The following is a 23,496-nucleotide window of genomic DNA, read 5'->3' as shown; positions in this document are numbered from 1 at the left end:
CCATCGCCGGCCTCGTCTCCGACCGCAACACCACCGCCTGACAAACCCACCAACTCAGGACCGTGCATCCCCAGCACAATCACGCACCAGCTCGTTAGAACCCACCAGTGCACCCCGAACAGGAGAGACATGGACGAGCCAGTCTTCGTCATTCACGGCGTCGGCAACCGTGACCCGCAAGCATTCATCGCTACCGTGGAGGCCCTGCAGGCCGCAGCGGGGACGACCTTGGTACCGATCTATTGGGGTGACCTCGGCGCGGATGACCGTTTCATCGACCTCGCGCTCCCTTCCCGCTCTGCCGGGCTGCGAGATACCCCCGAGACCGTTGCCGCGCCGGCCAAGCTGCTCCTGGCCGCCCTGCTCGGTGAACCCGAACGGCCTGCCCCAGGGCACCTGCCGGCGCCTCTGCAGGATGCGATCCGCCACGGCTTGGACCCATCGCAGAACAGCGGACTGCGTGACGGCCTCGGTAGTCCGGACACGGACCAAGTGCTTGAGACGCTCGCCGAGGAATGGCCGACGACGCGCTGGCTGTCACTGGCCGATGACCCGTCCCTTCTCAGCGAGACAGGAAAGGCTATCGCCCATGCGGTCGCCTACACGCTAGAGCAGGAGGATTCCTGGGCCGGGCTTCGTGGCGGAGCACCTGTTGACGGCACTCTCCGCTCAGTGATCCGGCGTCGGCTCGCGGACCTGGACCGTGTCGCAGGCGCGGCGATGCAGACGGTCGCTGGCAGGGTGAACCACAGCTTGCGCCATCGCCTCGGACCAAGCGCCACCAGGTTCCTTGGCGATGTACTCGTCTATCAGCGCCATCGCAAGCAAATTCACGCCCGGGTACGGGAACAGATCGCTGCCGTCGATCCCGAACTGGGACGCCACCCGGACCGCCCCGTACGGCTGGTTGCACACAGTCTCGGCGGGGTGATCGCCGTCGACATGGCCACCGCACAAGAACCTCTGTGGACTTCGTCGCTGCTTACCTTCGGCTCCCAACCAGCGTACTTCCACCTCTGTGATCCCCGTGGAGGCCAACTCTTGCCCTACACCGGCCACGAACCGGTCGCCCTGCCGAACTCCCTGGCCCGCTGGACCAACCTGTGGCAACCACTCGACGTGCTCGCCTTCGCCGCCTCCCACATCTTTCGTCTCGCCGACGGCACATCCCCGGTCGACCTACCGTTGCCCCACTCCGCCACTGCGGGGCTATGGACACATTCCGTGTACTGGAACCTGCCGGAACTCGCCTCCGCGATCAGCGATGCGATGCAACCACCGACATCGTGATCCTGAGAAGCAACATCGAGCCTTTTCCAACCTGGTTGCGACGGTGAGATGTTGGAGGTTGTCAGCTGTACGGAACGACGAAGCTCCTGGTAGACGGATTCTCGACCAAGATCACCTGTGTCCGTCAGGAGCTTCGCGTGCTTGTCCACCCCTCGTTGATCGATCCGTCCAGCGGCACCCTGTGTCACCTGACCACGCGGCTCCGTGCCCGGCGGCAAGAGACCGGGACCCGGTGGCGACGGCTACCCGTCGGCCGTCAGGCCCTGCTCGCCCTCGCCCACCTGCGGTGCGGGAACACCTACGCGCGGCTCGCCGCCGGGTTCGGCATCGGCGCCGAGACCGTGCACCGGTACATACGTGAGGTGATCGACGTCCTGGCCGCCGCGCCGACCCTGACCGAGGCGATGAAGACCGTACGGGCGAAAGCCTTCGTGATCCTGGACGCTACCCCGCTGCCGATCGACCGGATCGCCGCCGACACACTTACTACTCCGACAGAACCCCATCACCTACTCCAAGTCCCCGCTGGACAACCGGAAGTGCAGCTGCGGCTGCGGCAAGCCGATCGCCCGCGGCGACTTCCTTCCCGGACACGACCAGCGGGCCATCCATGAACGCATCGCCCGCGTCGGCACCGTGCTGGACTTCATCACCTGGTTCGACCGCACCTGGCCGCCGGATCAGGACGACCAAGGCGCTGCCGCATGAGGAAATGCCACCGCGCTGAGACGGAAAACGTGGGACACCAGGTGAGACTGCGGAACAAACAGCAGGTCACCGCAGACCAGAATGACAACGGCGGCGCGAACCTATACCTACCGGGCGCTCGTGGAGCGGCCCGGGCTGTGTCCGGTGCGTCCGGAGTGGATACACCTCGCCGTTCTCCATGCCGGCCCGCAGGACAGTGCGAGTCCGGGTGAGGTCGACCGGCTCGTCGGTGAGGAGCCCGCCCCCTTTTTTCCTCAGGGAGCGGCGAGGATGCTGTGCGTGCCAATGCGACGCCAGATCACGTGCGGGTCGTCAGGGCGACGCACAGGCCCATACTCCCAAGTGGCGCGTCCCGCAGGACCGGTACCCGCGGACCAAGTGAGCTCGTAGACGCCTGGTGCGAGCCGGACACGCTTGACGCGTAGGCCAGCGCGGAAGCGGCCGGTACGCAGATCCTCGACGAAGGCCGCCATGGTCTGGCGGAACTGGCGGCGCTGTTCCGGGGTGAGGCGGTCCAGGTCGGTGGTGAAGCGGGGCAGGGCTTCGTAGGTCGGCACGTCGGTCCTCCAGGAAGCACGAAGCCCCCGGCGTTGCCGGGGGCGATGGGTGACTTGCTCGGGTGTGAAGTCGGTGGTGACGAGTGCGGGATACCGCTGGAGTCGGTTACTTGGCGTTTTCGGGGCGTGTGAGGCGTGTGGGACTGGTTGTCGCGCAGCATTTGCCTGGCCTCGGGCGTGTTCGCCTGGCGGGCGTGACGTTGTCACGGGCGCCCGCCGGGCGGGAGCGGCCGTGAAGTTCCGGTGGACTGTCCCGCCTCACGGGATCGGCCTTTCTTCGCAGGTCAGAGCCGGTGTTCCCTGTGGGGATGCTGAGTGTCACGAAGATTCAGAGGCGTAACGCCTGGCGGTATTTCCTGCGGGGTGTGGTCGTAGGCGACGGCCACCGTCGTGCTGGTGAGCCGCTGGCGGATGCCCAGGAAGAGGCTGGGGTTCCGCCCGGGGTGTGGATGGGCCGCGGTCTGCCCGGCCTTGGGCTGGCCGCAGGGTCGGTGGTGGGGGAGCGGGAGCTGGAGCTGCTGTTCGGGGAACTGCGGCATCCGGGCGCGGACCGCATCGAGCGGGAGTTCCTGGCCGGCGGTGCCACCCTGGCTGCGGCGCGGCTGGCGACGGTTCTGGGGCAGCCGGTCGAGGAGATCGAGAAACGGACCTGGTGCCGCTGCTGGGACTGGAGTTGGTGTTCAGGCCGCAGGCGTCGCTGCTCGTGCTGTGGGTGCTGGGTGATGAGCGGACCCGGGAGGTGAGCGAGCGGGCGCACGCGCGGGCCGTCGCGGAGGTGTTGGAGTGGCTGGAGGATGAGGTCGCGGAGATCCGCTGGTCCTCGGGCAAGGAGCGGGCGAAGCCGCCGGGGCTGGTGGCCGCGTCCTTCCGGCATTGGGACAACCGGGACGGGTTCCCGCTGCTCCACGAGCATGTCCTAGTGCTGAACCGGGCCCAGCGCGCGGATGGCACCTGGTACGCGCTGGACACCCGCCGCCTCTACCGGCACGCGGTGGCCGCAGGGACGCTCTACACCCTCGCGATGACGACCGAGGTGTGCGAGGAGCTCGGTCTGGCGACGGTTCCCCGGGAGGTGACCCCGGGTTTGCGGCCGGTGATGGAGATCGCGGGCGTGGGCACCGGGCTGATCGAGTGGAAGTCGACCCGCCGCGAGCGGATCGAGGACGCTCTGGAGACGATCACCGACGAGTACGTGAAGACCCACGGTCGGCTGCCGGACGAGCGCGCCCGGCACGGGCTGGGCTGGTGGGCGGCGCAGGACACCCGCCCGGACAAAAAGACCCCGAAACCTCTGGAGCAGCTGCTGGCGTGGTGGCGTGAGTCCGCGATCCTGCGCTTCGACAAGGAGATGATCGCCGGGCTGCTGGCACGTTGCCGCGCCGCCGCCGCGGTGATCCGGGCGGGGGTCCGCCCGCTGGTGGACACCGCGCTCGCGGCGGTCGATGTCGCTGCGGTCGTCTACACCGTCCGCCGCACGTTCAACCGCCGCCATGTCCTGGCCGAGGCCCGCCGGCACCTGCTGGAGACCCTGCGCGGCCTCGCTTACCCGCCCGGCCTCGACGACTACATCGCCGACGCGGCCCTGTCCCGGCACTCCCGTCAGCTCACAGTGCCGCAGAACGGCCGCCGGGCCCCGGCGCCGGACCAGCTCACCTACACCGCCGACTTCGCCTGGCCCCACCGGTGGTGGATCGTCGGCACCGGTGGCAAGCCGCCTCGGGAGTCGAGCCGGTACGAGCGCGCTCGGGTCGCCAGCCTTGCCCTGCAGAACGCGATCCGCGACGCCCGAATCCTCGCCGCCACGCGGAGCGAAGCGCCGGCCGCGACGGCATCGGCCGCCGTGCGCGATGAAGACCAGAACCACGACCAGGCGGCGCCGCACGCCGTCGACCACCCGGACCGGGACGCCGCCCTCACCCCGGCGCAGCGGGCCGCCGCAATCCACGCCCATCAGCAGGCCGCGATGCCCGAGGAGTACCAGCAGGGCCGTACGACCGATCCCGCGACGTGGCTGCACACACCGAAGAACCTCGCCCGGCTGGCCGTCCTCACCCAGGCCGCCGAAGCCCGCAGCCGCATCGTCGCCGGCGGACCGCAGCCGAAGCAGCCGGCCAAGGAAGCAGCCGACCCCGCCCGCCAGCAGCACCACACCACACAGCCCGAGCCTGCCCGGATCCCGGCTCGCGGGTGACGCGTTCCTGAGCGATTGGCTCCGCCAGACGTTCGAAGGCACGTTCGGCGACTGCGAGGTCATCGCGCTCGGCCCGCAGTGTGGTCAGCCGCTCGACCAACTTCGCTTCGAGATTGTCTAGTTCCGCACGGTGTGCGGTGATTAGTTAAAGCATGTACCGGATCGTAGAAGGCTGTCACCCGGCACAGTGCGCACCACGATGCCCGCGAAGGTGGTCTCCACTCCCGGTTCACCTACCCGAGATGCGCACCGAACGTGACGGCTAGCGGGTGCCGCAGGCCGATGGGCACCCCTTGACTAGATCGTCCACCGGGCACACGGGCCCACCTTTACGTGGAAAATGCAACCCTTGACCAGCCACAGGATTTCGACGTTTCTCCTTGACCTCCGCTCGCTGCCGCCCGGGCGATGCCGAGCACCGGCCCGCAGCACGCACCCTGGGGGAGGGAGATCTCTCCCTCCCGCACCGTCACTGTGCGTAGGACCAGAGTGGAGTCGCTGAGTGGTGACCAACTGCCGTACGCGATGCGCGCACCACTGAGTGGGAGTGGACGCCACCGGGTGGAAGTCACTGAGCTTCCGCCAACTTGAAGTCGCAGGTCAAAGGCCTGGTGTGACCGGTCCTCGGCGCGCTCATGCTGGTCGTGGGCGGAAGTCCACGGAGAAGATCATCCGTCAGCGGTTGACTTCGAGGTTCGTCAGGACGAGCAGAGCGCGCAGGAGGCGGGTGGCGCGGTCGGGACTGGTACGGAGCTTGGTGAGGGTTCGCCAGTTCTTGAGGTGGGCGAAGCCGTGTTCGACCGGTGCACGTCCGCGGAGCACGAGGGGTCGGCGGGCGTCGCGTGCGTTGCGGCGGAGGCCGACGGCGATCTCCTTGATGCCGTTCAGCCGGAGGCTGCCGACGGCGAGGTTGCGCCAGGTTGCCATCGCGCGTGGAGCGTTTCCGGTACTCAGATGGGAGGCGTCCTTGGCAAAGGCCGTGTCGCGGACATGGTGCAGGAACTCGATCTTCCAGTGGTCGCAGACCAGCCTCGCGAGCAGGACGGGAGTGGCCTGCTCGGCGGTCAGGCTGGTGACCGCGAAGACGGTCGTGATGATGGTTTTGCCGGTCTTGCGGTCGCTGCGGCGGCGCCTGATCTGCACGGCCTGGCGGGCGCCGGGGGAGAACAGATTGTTCACGGTGGCGACCTTGATTCGGTGGATCTCTGTGCGACCGCAGCCGGTGCCCCGACTCCTGCCCTGAAGCGGGATGTCCTTCCAGGGCAGGGGCTTCAGTTGCTTGCGCAGCCCCTCTTTTGGTCGCCTCCAACGATTGCTGGCTCTGTCGATGACGAGGAGCAGCGTTTCTCGGGCGGTTCGGGAGGCGCTGCCCGCGTCGAATGTCGACGGCTTCGGGCAGCAGCTCGGTGCCGACCGGGTGGCGCCGGGCGCCCGGCCGGGCCGCTGTCGGCTCCGGGGTGGGCCGTGTGGTGGTCGGGGTGGTGGTGTCGGTCATCGCGGTGCCCTTCGGCGGGCCGGGGCCCGGGTGGGTGTGGGGCGGCCCGCGTACCGGGCCGGCGGTTCGACACCGGAATCGAGCAGCTGGACGGGCGTCCCCGGCGTCCCTGGCCGGGCGGTGCCGGGGGCGCTGGGCAGGGCGGGGGTGCCGTGCGGGGTCCTAGGAAACTCGGATACCACCGGTTGATCGGACGCTGACAAACTGGCCGCGGCCGACCGGTCGGCGGGTACCCCCGTGCCCTCCCGCGCCGCACCGGCGGCCGCCCGTTCACGCCCCTTGTCGCCTCCCCTCTTGGAGAGCCCGTGCGTTCGTCTCTTCGGCGTACCTTCCTTGCGGTCATGCTCGCCCTGGCCGGCCTGGTGCTGGCCCCGGCCACCGCGCAGGCCGGCACCCCCTCCACGGTCCTGTTCAACCAGGCCTCCGAGCGCTGTCCCGACGGCGCCCTGTGGGGCACGCAGGACGAGCACCCCTGCGCCCCCTCCGACAACCCCGGCCAGTGGGTGTTCACGCCCGTGGCCGGCCTGCCGAGCGTCTACACCCTCAACAACGCCGCCGACCAGCGCTCCTGCCTGACGAACTTCGACGGCCTGTCGGGCTCGCAGTGCAGCGGCGGCACCAACCAGATGTGGCGGATCACCCCGTTCACCGCTCCCGGCAACACCCCGAAGTACGACATGCTCGGGGTGCGGCTGCAGAACATCGCCGACTCCAACTGCCTGGACAACACCAAGAAGAACTTCGGCGGCTTCAAGCTCTACATGTTCCCGTGCAACGACGGCCCCTACCAGCAGTGGAACATCTACCGCTCCACCTTCGAGGCCCTGTTCGGCGGCGTCGCCACCCACAACGGCATGACCTGGGCCACCCTGGAGCAGCGCGCCGACAACGTCGTGCACGTCGGCCACGACACCAACAGCAACCCCTACTCCGGCGACACCCCGGCCTCTGCCGTGCTGCCCGTGTTGTGCCTTCGCCAGGACGGGCGCCCCGCCCCGGCCGGCGTGCCCATCGGCGGCTATCACAGCTGGGCCGGCGGCGAGGTGAGGGCCACCATCCCCACCCCTGGCACGCAGTTGTCCAGCCGCAGCGCCGCCGACCAGCTGTGCGCCTCCTACTTCGGCGCTGGCTTCCGGATGGCCGAGTTTCACGACGGCCAGGGCTGGAGCCTGTGGGCCAACGGCACCCTGCCCGCCAACACCCGCTTCTGGACGGCCATCAACGACCAACCGGCCAACCCCTGGAGCTGACCACCCGCCGTCGACCGCTGGCTGCTGACCGCATCCGAGCACCACGTGCGGGCGCCAACCACGGCGCCCGCATGTCGTTTTCCAGCCACCCTCCGTCCGTTTCGCCTCACTCCGGACGACGGTGCCCGCGCAGATCGTATGCTTCCCGTCCGTGACCAAACGACGCGACGTCGAACGGGACGTCCTGGGTTCCATTGGGGAGTTGGCCCACAGCTCGCTGACGCCGGCCGAACTGTTCCGTGAGCTGCACACCTTGCTCGCGCACCCCCTCGGATTCGACGGCGGCTGCTGGCACGGCAACGACCCGGTCACCGGCTTCCCCACCTCCACCGTCTCCGACGGCCTCGACCCCGCCCTCTTCGAGCAGGCCGTCCACCTGGAGCTACAGGGAGAGGACGCCACCACCTTCACCTCGATTCGTACCGCTGGCCACCGCGCGCAGAGCGTCGACCGCGCCACCGACGGCCGTCCCGAGCAGAGCGTGCGCTACCGGGAACTGCTGCGCCCCTGCGGCTACGGCGACGAACTGCGGATCAACTTCGACTTCGGCGGCGGCCGGTGGGGCAGCGCCGCGTTCATGCGCGAACGCTCCTGGGGCCGCTACGGGACGCCCGTCCTGCGGCTGGCCGAACGCATCGCCGCGCCCATCGGCGCCGCCCTGCGCAGCGCCCACCTCGCCTCCCTGCAGCGCGACCGGCCCGCCTGGCCCGCCAGCAGCCCGGCCGTGGCGATCCTCGACCGGCATGGACGGCTGTGCTCGGCCGACGCTGCGGCCCGCGACCTCATCGCGCGAATGGCCGAACCCACCGCCCACACCGGCGGCGTGCCCAGCGGCTTCCTCACCGTCGCCCGCCAGGCCTCCTGGCGCGGCGACCCCGCCGAGGTCCGGGTGTGCACCCCCGACGGGCAGTGGCTCACCCTGCACGCCGCCGAGCTGGACGGCCCCGGCGGCGGCATCGCCGTGGTCGCCTCCCCCGCCACCCCCCTCCAGCGCCTGCCGCTGGCGGTCCTCGCGCACGGCCTGTCCCCGCGCGAGCGGCAGGTCGCCCTGCACGCGGTACGCGGCGCCAGCACCAAGGACATCGCCACGTTGCTCCACCTGACCGTGCCCACCGTCCAGCAGCACGTCACCGCGATCCTCGACAAGACCGGCGTGCGCAACCGCCGCGAGCTCGTCGCCCTCCTGACGGCCGACCACCTCCCCACCCTGGGCCTGCCACCGCGGTAACTGCGGCGGGGTCGACGGCGTCAGTGGGGGCACCGGGGGTGGGGGCCGGTCAGGCTCACCGTGCGGTCGTAGAGGGTGGTTGCGGTGCGGTCGAGGACGGTGAAGCGGGCGGCGGCCGGGGGCCCGCCCTGCGGTGGGGCCGGGCGCCTGTGATCAGATCGACTGCTTCTCGCGCCGCCTGGTGGGCTGGTCGGTCGCCGACCACATGCGCACCGAGCTGGTCACCGACGCGCTCCGAGCCGCCGCCCGGACGCGGGGCAGCCTGGCCGGCGCCGTCTTCCACAGTGATCACGGAGCCCAGTACAGATCCCGCCAATTCGCGGCCGTATGTGCCAAGTTGGAGGTGACACAGTCGATGGGAGCGGTCGGGACCAGCGCGGACAACGCCCTCGTCGAGTCGTTCAACGTGACCCTCAAACGCGAGACCCTCCGCGGCGCCCGCCGCTTCGACGGGGCCCGTGCCTGCCGCCTGGCGGTCTTCCGCTGGACCACCCGCTACAACACCCGGCGACGGCACTCGGCGAACGGACAGCAGGCACCAATCGCCTACGAACAGCAGTCAGCTACCCTGACACTCGCCGCATAACGACACGAACAGATGTCCACCCTCCGGGGACAAGGCACGAGCGTCAGCGGGTTGTAGTAGGCCAGGCAGCGGGTGTCGGCGCCTGCGGGACTGTAGTGGGTGAGGATGGCGATCAGCTGGCTCCAGGTCTCCCGGTCCAGGCTTCCTTCGGTCGGCGGGATCATGCTCAGTGGCCAGCTGCCCTCCTTCTTGACTGAGGGGAAGCAGCGGTAGGAGGGCATCAGTCTGTCGGGCACTATCGGGTCGCCGGTCCGCCGGGCGAGCTCGGTCCAGCGCAGCCGCCGCCAGCCGGGGCCGGGGTGCCGGGCTCGGCCCAGACCTCCCCCTGTGGCGATGCTCACGGCGTCGAGGTCGAGGTCTCCGACAATGTGGGGCTGGGTGCTCCCGTCGGCAAGACGTGCCTGGTGGTACTCGTCGTACGACACTTCGGTTGGTCCCCGCTCGTGCTCGTACAGGGCGTTGAGCACCCATACCGCGTCAGGCATCGCCGGAGGCATGAACCCGGTGAGGCCGTCGCCACACAGCTCCAGCAGCCAGCCGGTGGCCCCAGGCGGCACGAGCGGCCACAGGCCAGACATCGGGTTCGGTTCCTCGGACATCCGCTCATGCTCCCAGGCGCGACGCCGCCCTTCTGCGAGGGGCCGACATAACGAGGCGTACCTCAAGAACCGACAGCCGACCGCTGGCAAACGATCTACACCACAGACAACCGCCCACGACCAGCACGAGTACCCGGAGGACCGGTCACACCAGCCCTTTGACCTGCGACTTCAAGTTGGCGGCAACTCACTCAGGGAGGTATCGGGTGGAGGGTGGAGCCCACTGGATGGACGCCACCGGGCGGCGCGTGGAGGCCACTCGATGGAGGCACCAGGTGGATAGCCGTGCCCACTGAGTGGACGCCATCGGGTGGGAGGTGCCTCTATTTCTTTGGTCAAGCCGCGGGCGCCGTGGTCGGCCCAAAATCGTCTTCCGTGGACCAGCGCCTGAGGCCGGGAGGAGGTCAGCGGTGTCGTCGTCTGCGGGGGGAGGTATGCGACGCCAGGAAAACCACTTGATCCGCTGGCTTACGGTTCCCGCATGACAACTACGCTCCGCCTGGAAACGGTCACTGCCGCCAACTTCGATGTCGCGATCGGCCTGAAGGTTCGCCCCGACCAGGAGCACCTGGTGGCGCCGGTAGTGAAGTCCCTCGCCGAGGCATACGTATACCCCGGCATAGCTTGGCCCCGCCTCATCTTCGACGGCGAGCGGCCTGTCGGCTTCCTGATGGCTTTCCTCGACATCGACTTCGCGGGTGATGGCAAAGGTGCCGACATCCGCTCGGGACTGTGGCGGCTCAACATCGCGGCCGGCGAACAGGGACGCGGATACGGCCGCTTCGCGGTCGAGTCCGTGGCCGCCGAAATCCGCCGCCGTGGCGGCACCCGGCTGACCACCACCTGGCACCCGGGGGAGGGCGGCCCCGAGGGTTTCTACCTGGGGCTCGGGTTCCGGCTGACCGGGGAGATGAGCGGCGATGAGAAGGTCGGGGAGTTGGAGTTGGGCAAGGCGGATCCGCCGAGCGGTGCGGTGCACCTGCCGGGTGTGACAGGTGTGTGCGAAGCGCGGCACTGGGAGAGCGAGACCGCTGGTGGGGCAGGTACTAGTGATGCCTGTCCTCGTCTTCCAGCTCGGTGATCTCCCCTTCCTCCACGAGCCGCCGCATGTCCTCGTCGACGCGAGCCGAGGAGATCGTGTCGGTGTCCCGCGGCGCCCGGATGGGCGGTGTGGCGTCGGCCACGGACAAACCCACACGGCAAGGGGGCGGTCAAGGAGGAATCGGACACCTGCTGTCGCTGACCGTCAGACGATGGTCAAGGGGTGCTTCCTCACGGTGGCGCCGGTCCGTGCGCACATCCGCGTACGGGCCGGAGGCTCACCGACCCGGCCCGCAGGCCGGAGGAACCGAGGGCACCGTGCCCGCCGACCTCACGCCCGACCCCGCCCCCGAGCACCACGCCGCCCGTCGGCCTTCCGAGGATGTCGACCAGGTCCCGCGGGCCCCCTCCGCAGGCCCCTCCAGCGCCCCCTCCACGACCACTTCGCCCGCCGGGCGCATCCGCGCAGGTCAGCCCGGAAAGTCAAGGTCGGACGACGCGTTCGACAACCCTCCTGGGCCGACACAGGTCTGGAAGCCGACCGGAGTGCGACGCAAGGAAGTGCTGAGGGCTCTGGGGATCTTCCAGCGGGCTACCCCTGATCAGCTCTGGCGGATGCTGCGCCCCGCCGACCGGCATGACCGGTGCACCCGCGACACCTTGAACGCGTTGAAGGAGTCCGGTCTGGTCCGGGTGGAGACGCGTCTGAAGTCGGGACACAAGCTGTGGGTACTCACCGAGGCAGGCCACAAGGAGGCCAAGGAACTGCTGCCGAGGAACGTGCGGATCTCCGCGCTGCGCAAGCTCCGCTTCGACGCCAAGGGCCGGCCGGTGAAGGACGTCGGCTACGACGAACACGCTGCCGCCGTCACGACGACCACAGCCGTGCTCACCGGCGCCGGGTACGGTACCCCGCTGTCCTGGCAGACCGAGATCGCCCACCGCCTCCCGTACGGCTACACCCAGTACGCCGACCTGACGATGCGCGCCCCGGACGCCGGAGTGCCAGCGATGCTCCTGGAGGTCGACCGCGTCAACGAGCCCGTCGACGACCTGGTGGACAAGCTGCGCCGTTACTCCGACTGGTTCGAGCTCCTGGCGCCGAAGGTCGATGCGACCAAGGCGACGGCGGCCAGGGGAGCGGCGGTGTACGACTTCCGGCTGTGGTCGCGGATCTACCCGGCGACCGGCCGCGAGGGCTACGTACCGGTGGCGTTCGTGTTCACGGGCAAGTCGGCGGCACAGCGCGAGAGCCGGATACGACGTCTGGAGCAGGCTGCCCGCCGCTACTTCGCCGGTGAGCCGTACCCGGGCAGGGGCGTGGGCATCACGGCCGTCGACTACCACCAGGCGGTGCCCGTGGTCGTCACCGAGCTGGAGCGGATCACCGCCGACCCGGCCGGGGCTGCCGGCGAGGTGTGGCGGAGGCTCGGGCGCGATGAGTGGCAGACGCTGAACGAGGCCCTGGGCAACCCCGACGGCGACCGGTTGTACGCGGTGCAGCGGGAGCAAGTCTGGCGGCGGAAGGCGGAGCGGGAGGCCGTCGAGCGGGAGGCGCAGCGGCCGGTGTGCACGAGCTGCGGGTCGAAGTTCACCGACGACCGGTGGCAGGAGATCAGGCAGTCCTCGTGGCCTGGTGAGTGGGACCGGCTGTGCAGGCCGTGCGCGATGGAGGCCGCTGACTGTGCGGAGGCTGACCGCGTCGCGCGCCGCCAGGCGGAGGAAGCCAAACGCGCGGCCGCCGAAGCGCTGGCCGTGAAGCCCCGCAGCCGGTTCGGCATCGGGCGCCGCCGGTAGCTGCGGCCACCACGGACGTGCCCGCGTCTGGCCCGGCCTGGGTGGCCGGGCCAGATCCGTCTCCGGGCCCCGCGTTGTCGGTGGTGGCTGGGACGCAGATCGGATGAACGGCGACGGGCGGCTGCTGAACGGCTGTGTCTACGGCGCGGAGCACGATGCCCCCAGCGCCGGCCTGCTTCTGCACGGGACCTACGCTGAACTGGCCGACGGGCCGCTGGACGGCCTGTTGCTGGACATTCATGGATGGCGGACCGAGGAAGTCGACGACGGTGTCGCACTGACCACCAAGCTTCCTCGGTGGCCTGGCGGCCGCGTCTCGTACGATCCGCGTCCCGGCGAGCCCTGCACAGCCGGGCCGGGCGTCATCCGCCGCTTCTACTACTTCGGCGACACACCTTGACCGCCGGTGCCGCCGCGTACGGCCTGCCCTCGGTCAGCTGGGCGGCAGTGTTCTCGATCCACAGCAGCGTCCACTCGACACAGGCTCGCCACGGGCTCCGCACCGTCGTACCGGCCTTCGGCGTCGGCACGAGTGTTGGCGACCAAAGCACGTAAGCCCTCCTGCAGGCCCTGCCACTTGGCCGTGTCCATGGCTTGGATCATTTCGTCAGTGGCCTCAGTCCGTGTTGTGTCGTTTGTACTGCATGGGAAACAAGCCGAGAAACGGTGATGACGAAGTGGCGGCGCTTCAAGCGCTCATCGAGCAGGGACAGCGCCTGACGACGGGCACGCTTTCGTATGAATTGGCACGGTGGAGAGCTCTTTCTCTGTCCGTGCTTGCTTCTCTCGGCGCTCTCGACGGTGCTGCCGCTGATGCCCCTCGGACGGATTGGGTCCCCGCTGGTAAGGAGCCGGATCACGAGCTGGCGCGCGGGTGGGGTGTCGTCTTGGGGGCGCTGCAGGGAGAGCTTTTCCGACGGACCGGCCGCTTTTCCACGGTTGTACCGGCGCAGTCGCCGCCACGGAGCCTTGTCTCCCTGGAGAACGAGCGGCCCCTTGAGAACGGGCTGTCCGACTCGACGGAAGGCGCCGTGTCCATCCAGGTCCTCGGGCCTGTGGAGATTGCCAACCCGAAAGGAAACGTGGAACCCAATCGGCGGAACTCACTGACGGAACTCGCCTGTTGGATCTACTTCCGCCTGGGCAGCGACCACAAGGAGCTCGACCAGGCACTTCGTCCGGCAGGCCAGGCAGACAAGAACACCCGTAACGCACAATGCAGTCGACCGCGCGCGTGGCTGGGCGCTGACGCTTTTCCTCGGGTGGGGCGGGAACGCGGCTACCGTCTCTCCGAGGCTCTCACCAGCGACTGGAGCAAGTTTCAAAACCACTGTCAGGCCGCCGCCGACCGCGAAGAATCCGAAGCAGAGCACCTGCAAGCCGCATTGGAACTGGTCAGAGGCCGCCCCTTCGCCGACGCACAGAAAGGGCGGTACCTCTGGGCCGCTCAGACAGCCCAGGCCATGGCGAAGAGAGCGGTGGACGCCGTGCTTCGCCTGGCAGTACTGCGGGAGCAGCAGGATGTCGTGTCCGAGAACCCTTTCTGGCCGCTGAAGCAAGGCTTTCGGGCGCTGGGGTACGCAAACCAGGCTCTGAAAGAGCAGGCAGCAGCATACGGCTCTGACCCGTGGGCTGTTCACGAGGCCCTTCGAGCAGAATGCCGGACGATGCCGGGGTGACCGCAGCCTTGGGATGACGACGGGTTGCCTCGCACGCCGCGGTGCGGGCGATGCACCGCAGTCTTGACGTCTGCTCTGCGGCGCGGGACGGGTCGTTGCGCAACTGTGCGCAACTGACTCACAGGGGAGCAGGCGATGACGTTACGGTTCGTCGGGATCGATTCGAACACCGGCGGCGAGGGATCACCGACGGTGTGGGTGGAGGAGGAGAGCGCGGACCTGGTCCTCCAGGGCGAGGAAGCCGACGCCCTCCTCAAGTCCCTGGTCGGCTCCACCGAGTGGGTGGCCGGCCACAAGACGGGGATCCCGCCGCACGAGCGGGTGATCCGGATTCCGTTCCGCATGGTGCAGATCTTGAGGGAGGCGTGCGATGCGGCTGAACGTGCAGCAGCTGAACACCGCGACGTTCGCTGAGTTGCTTGCCGACACCCACCGCACGGCGGTCCACCTGGAGATGCGCGACCTGTATGCCGTCGGTGACGAGGCGGACGACTACGCCGCTTTCCTGCGTACCGGCGTCCCGAACCTCGACCCGGCCCGCTCGTTCTGGCCGCAGTGGATGCCGCTCGTGAAGGACGCGTTCGCCCGCGGCGTGGTCATGCGCCGCGCGCGGATCGTCTCCGAGCCGGTCACCGACTACATCCGCTACGAGCATGCCATCACCCCGCTCAACCTCCAGGCCGGAGAGGACGTGCGCTGGCTGCCCCGCCGCCGCGCCTCCGACATCGCGCTGCCCGGCAACGACTTCTGGCTCCTGGACGGCGAACTGGTGCAGTTCCACCACTTCACCGGCACCGGCGACTGGGCGCCGGACGGCAAGGAGCGCACCACCGCCCCGGCCGCCGTCGCGCTGTGCTCCGCCGCGTTCGAGGCGGTCTGGGAGCGCGCCGTCCCGCACGAGAAGTACACCGTCCCAAACCACTGAGCAGAGCACCGTGAGCGCATCCCCATCGTCCAGCGCACAGGCCGCCCGTGAGGCGCTGGCCGTGCGGCTCAGCCACCTGCGCAAGGACGCCGGCCTTACCGGGAAGGACCTCTCCGTCCGGTGCGGCTGGCACCCGGCGAAGACCACCCGCATCCAGAAGGCAGACGCCCCGCCCTCCGACGCCGACATCCGCGCCTGGTGTTCGGCGTGCGGCGCGGACGACCAGGCGGACGGCCTCATCGCCACCGCCCGTGCCGTCGACTCGATGTACCTGGAGTGGCGCCGCCTGCACAAGGACGGGATGCGCAAGGTCCAGCAGGACTGGAACACCCTGCACGAACGGACCCGCGTCTGTCGGGTCTACGTTTCCAACATCCCGCCCGGCTTCTTCCAGACCCCCGGCTTCGCCACCGCCCTCATGGAGCAGATCACCCGCTTCCAGGGCACCCCCAACGACGTCACCGAAGCGGTCGCCGCCCGCATCGCCCGCTCCCGCTTCCTCTACGAGGGCGGCCACCGCTACGTCGTCCTCATGGAGGAATCCGTCCTGCGCTACCGCACCGCCGACCCCGAAGCGATGCGCGGGCAGCTGCGCCACCTCCTGGCGGTGATGCCGCTCGCCTCCCTCTCGCTCGGGGTCATCCCGTTCACCGCGCAGCGCGCCGTGTGGCGGCTGGAGGCGTTCTACGTCCACGACGACACCGTGGCCGTGGTGGAGACGCTGACGGCGGAGATCAAGGTGACGCAGCCGCGCGAGCTCGCCGACTACGCCAAGGCGTTCACCGGCCTCGCGGAGATGGCCGTCTACGGCGACGCCGCCGGCGACCGCATCACGGCCGCGATCGACGCCCTGGGATGAACTTCCGCAATTCCCCGCAATCTCGTTGAGGACGGAGCCGGAGCCTCCGTAGCGTCGAACGACACCGACGCGACGCACTCAGCACACGGAGGCGGTGCCCCATGAGCGCACCCACACCCGCCGGACCCGATCCGGAAGGACGCGGCCTCCAGCGCCCCGACTTCGGCCGGCCTTCCCCAGCCCTGCGCGAACGCGCCGACCGCGGCTACGCCCGCTTCCTCGCCGCCCGGGTCCCGGCCGCCGACACCGGCGACCACGGCCAGGACGACGACGCGGTGGGCCTGCGGTGAGCGGGACCCACGCCGTGCTCCACGACCCCCAGGGCCTGATGGACGACGAACTGCCCCTGGACCGCGCCCCGCACGAGGCCCTCGTCACCGCCGTCCTCGCGTGGAAGGCCCCGGACCTCGCACCCTGCGACTACGAGCAGATCGCCCTCCAGCTCACCGGGCACGCCCACGCTGTCGCCGCCGACGTCCGCCGCCACGCCGCTGCCCTGCCCAAGAGCGACGGCCGCGGCGCCCTCGCCGAAGTAGTCCTCCGCGAAGCCGAAGGCCGCCTGGCCGCCCCGCTCAAGGGCACCGCCCAGTGCGCCCAGAACCGCGCCCACCTCGTACGGGCCCTCTACACCAGGCTGGACCGCCTCACCGAATCCGCCCAGGGCGCCCCGTAGTTCACCGGGGCAGTAGGCCCCAAAGATCCCAGGGCCTACACGCACGCCAGTACGATGTCGCAGCTCAGAACGCCCCAGCATCGCACCTCAGTGCGTGTAGAGCCTGGGAGCGGTGCTGCTGGTCCCGGACGGCGGAGGCCCCCCAGGGGTCCTCCGCCGGTCTCGCCACTGCTGCTCACCAGGCCTCAGGTTGAACATTTACACGAGCGGCCGACCAGCCACGCTGTTGTACTTGCCCACCCGCTGACCGTGCCCTGTCCCGTTCCTACGAAGGCAAGGTCCGACTTCGGGTGCCGTGGGTGAAGATGAGGCAATGCAGGAGAAGCGAGCAGAAGAGTACGGTCGGTGCGCCGCGGTTCTGGACGTCGACTTCCAGGTCCCTGGTGCCGCTGCGATTTTCGATCAGGCGTTGACGAACGGGCTGGCGGCCATCGTCGCTCACAACTGGCAGGGGGAGGAGAACGAGAAGCGCAGGAACGGCGATCATCGACTGAAAGCGGCGTCGCAGCTACTGAAGGTCATCACGGAACGATGTGATGAAGATCAGAAGAGCATACGACTCGTCCCCGACGTAGACGACGAGTCGAAGATCCGAGTAGATGTAGCGGCTCTGAGCGAGGCATTGGAGCAGACCCAGCGCGTGCGACATGCACGTGGCGTGGGCGAGATCGAGAAGCGGCACGTTACGGCCTTGCTCGACCTCGACTACCACTCGTGTCTGGGCCAGGTCAGCGAGGAACGTCGGGAGTCCGACTGGGTCAAACACCAGATCCAGGACCGATACGAGCGGCTGCGCGCTCAGGACTACCTGGAGCTGATCGGTGAGGTGGAGGCCGACCGACGCATCGTGTTGGCAGCCGACCACCGGCCTACGAACCCCGATGAGCTGAGCGACGGCATGGACGTGACGGATTGCCCGGTCTGCGAACGGGAAACCCTCGCTGTGTCCGGCGTCGACGACTTCGGTGTCGGCTACGGCTCAGGTGTCTGCCTGGTGTGCTCTTACGTTCGCAGTACCGATGCTGTCCACGGCCTGGCTCTCAGCCACATGCTCGCGCGCCACGCGGACGACTGAGGGGAGGTGCAGCCGCCGCTGGCTGGGCGGTGAGAGGGGCTACGAGCTGACGCAGCAGCGGCTGACTATAGGGGCTGCTTGTGTGCCCGTAGGGTTCCGTCGCCGTTGTTCACCAGTCGTCGAGTGTGCTGCTCACCCACGTGGTCGGCTGGCCCACCGGCTCATCTGCCACTCGTACCGCGGGGGAGAAGCTGAGCCCACTACGAGGAATCCGGCCCGAATTGTCAGTGTCCCAGGGCAGACTGGGCGGATGCAGCTCACTCAGGTACGAAGTCGCCTCTTTCGTAACATCGTTGACAGCGGTGACGTCGATATCGCGCCGGACGTCACGGGGCTGGTCGGCAAGAACGAGAGCGGGAAGACAGCGCTGCTGTCGGCGATCTATCGTTTCCATCCCGTGTATCCGAAGGACTGCTTTGCCCTGGGGCAGGACTATCCGCGAGGGAGGAAGGTGCCGGACACCCGCTCGGGGGAGATCAAGAACGCTAAGGCGATCACTTGCACGTTCGCTCTTGACGATGAAGACCTGAAAGCTGTCACTGACGCCCTCGGCCCCGGTGTGATTACGGACCGCTCGTACTCACGATCCAGGTCCTACGAGGGAAACAACACGATCGGCCTCCAGATCGACGAAGCTGCGGCCCTGGAGAACCTGTACGCCGACGAAGAGATGCCCCCCGCACTGCGCAGCGTCCTCGGAACGCGAAGTCTGGCCGCCGCTCTTGAGGAAGCTGCCGGTCTGGCCCCCGCTGAGGAATCTGAGTACACCGCGGCGGACGTAGACCTCTTCATCAGGGCGGCACGCCAGCGCCTGGGCGAGGAGGCAAGTGCCTGGTATCGGGTCGTACGCATTCTGCGTGGCCGCGAGCCAAAGTTCTTTTATTTCAGTGACTGCCAGAACCTTCCCGGCCGGATCGCCCTGAGGTGGTCCTGGAACAGCGACCGGGTCACCTCCCGCATCCGCGAGCCGAGCAGATCCTCCAGCTCGCAGCGGGCCCGGCGCCTGGGCGAAGACCACCAGGATCCGCCGATACGCCTCCGAGGTCACCGTCGCGTCCCCGGCCGCCTCGGCTGCCAGCAGCACCGGAACCAACTCCGTCAACGGCACCACCGCCAACTCCGCATCCGGACCCGGCGCCGTCGGACCCGGGCCGTCCGCCAGCACCTCGGTCATCGTCTCTCGCGTGATCTGCAACCGGGACAGCTCGGTCTCCACCAGCGTCAACGCCTCGGACAACCCGGCGATCTGCTCACGCAGTTCCCCGGCCCGCGACCGGGCCGCACTCTCTTTGGACTCCAACGCGGCCAACCACGACGGCACGAGACCACCCACCCCCGACCGGTGTCCGCTCCGACAGCGAATGACTCACCACCGAAGGTAGGAACCCGAAGCGGCCGACGGCATACCAAACCCCAGCAAACCACCTCAACGAGTCACCCGAGCAAGATACGCACCAAAATGACATGAAAAGGATCTCTTGGGCTGTGCTTTAACTTTCCATTGCCTGTCGAACAAGTGATCAGCTATGGTTCTGCCTGCGCTCAGTCGCTAGGGGTGGGGAAGTGAGCGCGTTCTATGTCCGGGGGATTTCTTCTATATACGGCATTCATCATTTTGCATGAAACACCCCTCTTCCTGGCGACTCCCATCGGACTACCGTCCATGCTGTCACCGCAATAGGGAAGGGTAAGATCGATGCCTTCTATCACGTCTTCCAATTCTGGACGCAAGGCGCGTCGAATCGCAACGGTACTGGGTGTTTCCGCGGCGGTTTCGCTCGCGATCGCGCCGTCGGCCTTCGCGGAAGGGAGCTTTTCCAGCTCGATAAGTGGAGCTGCCACTGGCTTCAATTCGCGCTGGTGGGACGACAAGAATCAGGACAGTGCCGGTACCGTCATCAAGTTTACCGGCTGCACAACCACGTCGGGGCCTGCATTCAAGAGCGTGAAGGTGCAGCTGACGCGTTACCGTCCGGTGATCTCAGATGTGAACGAGGGCCAGAAGACCTTCACTGCCTGCGCCAGCGGTGGGACGTCCACCGGTAACTGGGGTCGAAAGCAGGCCGCTGAGTACCGTTTCGCCTTGATGGAGATCAACGGGAACGTATCCGGGCATTGGATGAACGTCAGGACCGTCGGCGTTTCGTACTGAAATGAGTGGATGGGTGGCTGCCCCGGTAAGGTAGTCACCCATCCCCGCAGAAGGACTTCGATGCCCATCTCCTATGTGGATTGTTCCTTCGGCTACCGCCGAGGCGCTCCAGTTGTCTCATCACTCGACTTCACCTTTCCAATGGGGAACACGGTGTTCCTTGGGCCGAACGGTGCGGGGAAGAGCACATTGCTAAAACTTGCTGCATCTGCACTGCCGCCGACGTCAGGAACGGTCAGTTATGCAGGGATTGAGACCGGTTCTCGGCGAACCCTGAGGGAATACCGACGTAGAATCGCGTGGATGCCTCAGAACATCGAATGCGTTTCGGGCCTGACAGCACGTGAGCAGGTGGCCTACGTCGGCTGGCTTAAAGGACTCTCCAAAGCAGCGGCATGGGAGAAGGCTGAAAACGCACTACATCGCGTGGAACTTGGAAAACACGCTGGCCGGAAGGTATCCGAACTGTCAGGCGGACAGCTCCGCCGTGTAGGAGTGGCGCAATCACTGGTGCACGATGCGGAGGTTCTTCTACTGGACGAGCCAACAGCGGGCATGGACCCACGCCAGCGCAGAGTTTTCCACGATGTCTTGGAACAGCTGAGGGGCCATGTCGATGTGGTGCTGTCCACGCACGATGTAGCTGATCTCGAATCTGCCTATGACTCGGTTGCGGTCCTGCTGGACGGGAAGGTCGAGTTCTGCGGCTCTATCACGGAGTTCCTTGGCATGGCTCCGCATGGAACCGCGCCCGGTCGTGTCGCTGAGGCCGCCTACCACGCGTTGACAGAGAGTGGATCCCTGTGCGATTCGTGACTGCTCTTCGGGTCTCCTCGTCCAAGTGGGCAGCTCTGCTGCTGCTTCCGGCCACATGGTTCTTGGTCGTCGAATGGGCGCGCTTTGCTGAGCCGGGGTTCGGTACGGCTGTCGCTGAGGCGGCGGCATTCCCGGTGTTCGCAGTAGCGGCGGTGTGCTCCGCGTGTGCGGCATGGGAAGCCGGGCGGCTACGGCGATCCCAGGTATGGGGCCTCGCTCCGGTGCGAGGACGGGTGCGGATCGCTATGGATGCCATGGTCCCCGTGCTGGTTCTTGCCGTCGCGGCCATGGGAGTCGGTCTCCTGGCCGCCTCTGTGGATCTGGGGACGCTCCCGGACGGCGCAGGAATGCTGCCCTTGATGTCGGGCGCTTTGGTAGTGCTGTCATATGCGGTTCTTGGCTTCGGCGTGGGCAGCGTGACGCCTCGGGTCATCGGCGCGCCGCTGATGCTCCTTGGCGTGTACCTATGGATGACCGTTCCGGCGTCGTCCAACGTCATGTGGATCCGGCACTTGCCGGGCATGCAGATCACGTCCTCGACGGTCACGGACTCCGTTGAGACAACAGCGTTCGCCGCGCCCGTGCTGTTCAGTGCGTCGCTAGCAATCGGTCTTGTGCTACTGGTATCGGGCGCCGGTAGAAGAGCGCTGCGTGGAGTCTCAGCAGTGTGCTGCGCTGTGGCCGGCTTGCTAACGGCTTATCTGCTGGTGGCCGACTGGGGGCCGGGCGCGCCGACAACACCCCGAACAGGGGCGACTGTCTGCAAGCAGTCCCGACCAGAGATCTGTGTACCGCGTGAGTACGCCGCCGATATTCCGCGTGTTCACCGGACTGCCACCGATGTACTGACGCGACTGGAGGCTTCCGGACTGAACCGTCCGCGTACGTTGGCGCTCGTATCCAGGGACTCGGCTGTCTCACCTACCACCTGGCGATTTGATCCGCATCCGGACCAGGACGATGCAGCCCTGCGTGGCGCCATCGCATGGAGCGCGATGCCCGACTTGCCGGACTGCTTTGCGCACGACGACGGCTATACGGGCAGCGATGAGGAAATCCGAGCCTGGCTGCTCCTCGTCGCGGGTATCGACGAGGAGAAGGCGGCATCTGCGATGGATGCAAAGCGGGTCCGTGCTGCGGCCGAGGCACTCGATCTCCCCGCAGATGCCCAGGTTAAGTGGTTCCATGCCACCATCGCGGCGCTGAAGTCATGCTCGCCCACCCCTGAACCTGCGAAAAGCGTGTCATGAGCCTCTGGTTCAGCACGAGACGGTGGTGGCTCGTAGGAGCTGGCCTTTTGGTGTTCTTTCTCGGGGCTGTGCTGGCAGGGGAGCGGCAGGCCGCCGTGCCAGCTTTCACGCCGATCGGTTCAGCCACGGTCAAACTCATGCTCTTCGTTCCTGTACCGGTATGTCTGAGCATCCTGTACTGCGTGGAAAACGCTTTGGTCGCGGCCGAGCTGACAGGGGTCCGCCGAACGGTCGCGTATGACCAGGTCGCCATCGTGGTTGCGGGGGGTCTAGCACAAGTTGGCGCTGCCCTCGGCAAGCTGCTTGTCCATGCTCCAACAGCACAGGCAGCCGGACGCAACGTCCTCTTCCTCACGGGACTGATGCTGGCATCGCGAGCGTTGCTTGGGCCGATAGGCGCAGGGGTGGTGTGCGTCGGCTGGCTTGTCCTGGTGACTCTGGTCGGTTACGGAGGCGATCTACGCCCCTACGCCTGGACCGTAGTCCTCCGCAACCCCAATGACGTTATGTCGGGGCTCGTCTCCTGTGTGATGTTCGCCGTCGGCGTGGGCTTGATGAGGAATAGCCGAGGCATGAAGGCTATTGGTGCCACATAGCGCGTGGAACCTTTCGCAGGCCGCGTGTCCACGCTGCTCCCGACGGCGCTCCTCGAGCAGGTGACGCCGAGTTGCGAGCACAGGCTGGTGAACTCGCGGGACGCGTATTGGAGATGCCCCGGTCTGAGCTTGGCGTTTAACGTCGCAGGTCACCCGACCTGTTGATCTGCGGTTCTTTTCGGGACAGCGGGGGCGGCCGTTCTGCACGCTTCGAGATGTCGAGTCACGAAGTACGAGAGAACGGCCGCTGTGTATGAGTCTGTATGCCGAGGCGCTCGCAGGCGAGGCGTTGGACGTGCTGTCCCGCTTTCGGGTCGAGTTCTACGAATGCCTCTACACTCGCGCGGATGCGCTCTTCGAGCTCACCGACGCGGTGCTGTGTGCGGACGGGCCGGTGAAAACGCTGGTCGAGCTGTCCCCGGCCCGTAGACATGAAGGGCAGCCGTGCCCGATGACAGGACCGGGCCGGCTGCGCGCAGCTTGCGGCGAAGACTGCCTACCGCCTTCCACAAGTCTTCGAGCTGGTCACCGAGCATTCGCATGCGCCAGTCCATGCGTCCCATCCGGGCCGCGACCGCCAGCGACGCGAACGTCTGCGCCAGCTGAGCTGCGCCCGCGTCGCCCTCCTGGGCCTTCTTAGACCGTGTCCTATGTGGTGAGTCGGGCGAGTCGTTTGTAGCAGCAGAGGGCGGCGGCGAGGCCGAGGAAGGCGAGGTAGTTGCGGGGGTG

Annotated in this window: 20 protein-coding genes and 5 pseudogenes; 21 read left to right on the top strand and 4 right to left on the bottom strand. The window is 67.6% G+C overall.

What is annotated here, in order from left to right:
• Positions 1-129 precede the first annotated feature (129 nt).
• Positions 130-1,290, top strand: a complete 1,161-nt coding sequence (locus ACF1CT_RS37020; protein WP_391788432.1) for a hypothetical protein — start codon at positions 130-132, stop codon at positions 1,288-1,290.
• Between the two features lie 137 nt (positions 1,291-1,427).
• A pseudogene (locus tag ACF1CT_RS37015) lies at positions 1,428-1,769 on the top strand (transposase family protein); the annotation flags it as partial.
• A gap of 483 nt (positions 1,770-2,252) precedes the next feature.
• Here the strand turns inward: ACF1CT_RS37015 and ACF1CT_RS37010 are convergent.
• Positions 2,253-2,555, bottom strand: a complete 303-nt coding sequence (locus tag ACF1CT_RS37010; protein WP_391788431.1) for a hypothetical protein — start codon at positions 2,553-2,555, stop codon at positions 2,253-2,255.
• A 652-nt stretch (positions 2,556-3,207) separates the two neighbouring features.
• Between ACF1CT_RS37010 and mobF the strand changes: the two genes are divergently transcribed.
• Complete coding sequence (gene mobF, locus ACF1CT_RS37005; RefSeq protein WP_391788430.1) at positions 3,208-4,746, top strand: MobF family relaxase; 1,539 nt, start codon at positions 3,208-3,210, stop codon at positions 4,744-4,746.
• 675 nt (positions 4,747-5,421) lie between these two features.
• On the opposite strand, the pseudogene ACF1CT_RS37000 reads toward mobF, so the two are convergent.
• Positions 5,422-5,556, bottom strand: a pseudogene (locus tag ACF1CT_RS37000) (IS5/IS1182 family transposase); the annotation flags it as partial.
• A gap of 990 nt (positions 5,557-6,546) precedes the next feature.
• On the opposite strand from ACF1CT_RS37000, the gene ACF1CT_RS36995 reads away from it, so the two are divergent.
• The 3 genes and pseudogenes from ACF1CT_RS36995 to ACF1CT_RS36985 all read left to right on the top strand — a co-directional run.
• Positions 6,547-7,491, top strand: coding sequence for a hypothetical protein (locus ACF1CT_RS36995; RefSeq protein ID WP_391788429.1), 945 nt, complete (start codon positions 6,547-6,549; stop codon positions 7,489-7,491).
• Between the two features lie 151 nt (positions 7,492-7,642).
• The gene (locus ACF1CT_RS36990; protein ID WP_391788428.1) at positions 7,643-8,719 is read left to right on the top strand and encodes a response regulator transcription factor; all 1,077 of its coding nucleotides are present in this window, start codon (positions 7,643-7,645) and stop codon (positions 8,717-8,719) included.
• A gap of 157 nt (positions 8,720-8,876) precedes the next feature.
• Positions 8,877-9,305, top strand: a pseudogene (locus ACF1CT_RS36985) (transposase); the annotation flags it as partial.
• Here ACF1CT_RS36985 and ACF1CT_RS36980 read toward each other — a convergent pair.
• Positions 9,266-9,904 (bottom strand): hypothetical protein, encoded by a 639-nt coding sequence (locus ACF1CT_RS36980; protein WP_391788427.1) that lies wholly within the window; start codon positions 9,902-9,904, stop codon positions 9,266-9,268. The pseudogene ACF1CT_RS36985 and the gene ACF1CT_RS36980 overlap by 40 nt on opposite strands.
• A 481-nt stretch (positions 9,905-10,385) precedes the next feature.
• On the opposite strand from ACF1CT_RS36980, the pseudogene ACF1CT_RS36975 reads away from it, so the two are divergent.
• From ACF1CT_RS36975 to ACF1CT_RS36930, 10 genes and pseudogenes are all read left to right on the top strand, one after another.
• Positions 10,386-10,850, top strand: a pseudogene (locus ACF1CT_RS36975) (GNAT family N-acetyltransferase); the annotation flags it as partial.
• Positions 10,851-11,491: 641 nt separating this feature from the next.
• Positions 11,492-12,742, top strand: coding sequence for a replication-relaxation family protein (locus tag ACF1CT_RS36970; protein ID WP_391788426.1), 1,251 nt, complete (start codon positions 11,492-11,494; stop codon positions 12,740-12,742).
• 103 nt (positions 12,743-12,845) lie between these two features.
• Positions 12,846-13,142 (top strand): hypothetical protein, encoded by a 297-nt coding sequence (locus tag ACF1CT_RS36965; RefSeq protein ID WP_391788425.1) that lies wholly within the window; start codon positions 12,846-12,848, stop codon positions 13,140-13,142.
• Between the two features lie 244 nt (positions 13,143-13,386).
• Positions 13,387-14,421, top strand: a complete 1,035-nt coding sequence (locus ACF1CT_RS36960) for a hypothetical protein (RefSeq protein WP_391788424.1) — start codon at positions 13,387-13,389, stop codon at positions 14,419-14,421.
• Positions 14,422-14,556: 135 nt separating this feature from the next.
• Positions 14,557-14,835, top strand: a complete 279-nt coding sequence (locus ACF1CT_RS36955) for a hypothetical protein (protein ID WP_391788423.1) — start codon at positions 14,557-14,559, stop codon at positions 14,833-14,835.
• Positions 14,792-15,346: a DUF6879 family protein gene (locus ACF1CT_RS36950; RefSeq protein WP_391788422.1), complete on the top strand. Its 555-nt coding sequence runs from the start codon at positions 14,792-14,794 to the stop codon at positions 15,344-15,346. The genes ACF1CT_RS36955 and ACF1CT_RS36950 overlap by 44 nt, the downstream gene beginning before the upstream one ends.
• A gap of 10 nt (positions 15,347-15,356) precedes the next feature.
• Entirely contained in the window at positions 15,357-16,205 is an 849-nt protein-coding gene (locus ACF1CT_RS36945; RefSeq protein ID WP_391788421.1) for a helix-turn-helix domain-containing protein, read from the top strand.
• A gap of 101 nt (positions 16,206-16,306) precedes the next feature.
• On the top strand, positions 16,307-16,495 hold the full coding sequence (locus ACF1CT_RS36940) for a hypothetical protein (RefSeq protein ID WP_391788420.1): 189 nt from the start codon (positions 16,307-16,309) through the stop codon (positions 16,493-16,495).
• On the top strand, positions 16,492-16,878 hold the full coding sequence (locus ACF1CT_RS36935) for a DUF6415 family natural product biosynthesis protein (RefSeq protein WP_391788419.1): 387 nt from the start codon (positions 16,492-16,494) through the stop codon (positions 16,876-16,878). Before ACF1CT_RS36940 ends, ACF1CT_RS36935 begins: the two co-directional genes overlap by 4 nt.
• Before the next feature lie 313 nt (positions 16,879-17,191).
• Positions 17,192-17,953, top strand: coding sequence for a hypothetical protein (locus tag ACF1CT_RS36930; RefSeq protein WP_391788418.1), 762 nt, complete (start codon positions 17,192-17,194; stop codon positions 17,951-17,953).
• 580 nt (positions 17,954-18,533) lie between these two features.
• Here ACF1CT_RS36930 and ACF1CT_RS36925 read toward each other — a convergent pair.
• Positions 18,534-19,286 (bottom strand): hypothetical protein, encoded by a 753-nt coding sequence (locus tag ACF1CT_RS36925; protein ID WP_391788417.1) that lies wholly within the window; start codon positions 19,284-19,286, stop codon positions 18,534-18,536.
• 363 nt (positions 19,287-19,649) lie between these two features.
• Between ACF1CT_RS36925 and ACF1CT_RS36920 the strand changes: the two genes are divergently transcribed.
• The 5 genes and pseudogenes from ACF1CT_RS36920 to ACF1CT_RS36900 all read left to right on the top strand — a co-directional run.
• The gene (locus tag ACF1CT_RS36920; protein WP_391788416.1) at positions 19,650-20,105 is read left to right on the top strand and encodes a hypothetical protein; all 456 of its coding nucleotides are present in this window, start codon (positions 19,650-19,652) and stop codon (positions 20,103-20,105) included.
• 9 nt (positions 20,106-20,114) lie between these two features.
• A complete protein-coding gene (locus ACF1CT_RS36915) occupies positions 20,115-20,921 on the top strand; it encodes an ABC transporter ATP-binding protein (RefSeq protein ID WP_391788415.1) in 807 nt (268 codons plus the stop codon).
• A gap of 245 nt (positions 20,922-21,166) precedes the next feature.
• A complete protein-coding gene (locus ACF1CT_RS36910) occupies positions 21,167-22,171 on the top strand; it encodes a hypothetical protein (protein WP_391788414.1) in 1,005 nt (334 codons plus the stop codon).
• Between the two features lie 47 nt (positions 22,172-22,218).
• Positions 22,219-22,767 carry a hypothetical protein gene (locus tag ACF1CT_RS36905; protein WP_391788413.1) on the top strand — a complete coding sequence of 183 codons (549 nt, stop codon included), beginning with the start codon at positions 22,219-22,221 and terminating at the stop codon, positions 22,765-22,767.
• A 253-nt stretch (positions 22,768-23,020) separates the two neighbouring features.
• Positions 23,021-23,200: pseudogene (locus tag ACF1CT_RS36900) on the top strand (transposase); the annotation flags it as partial.
• Between the last annotated feature and the right edge of the window lie 296 nt (positions 23,201-23,496).

Source organism: Streptomyces sp. NPDC014734 (genome assembly GCF_043083325.1).
In the GTDB taxonomy this organism is placed as follows: Bacteria; Actinomycetota; Actinomycetes; order Streptomycetales; family Streptomycetaceae; genus Streptomyces.
Note: the sequence above shows the minus strand (reverse complement) of the source record. Positions and strands in the feature narration are given on the sequence as shown.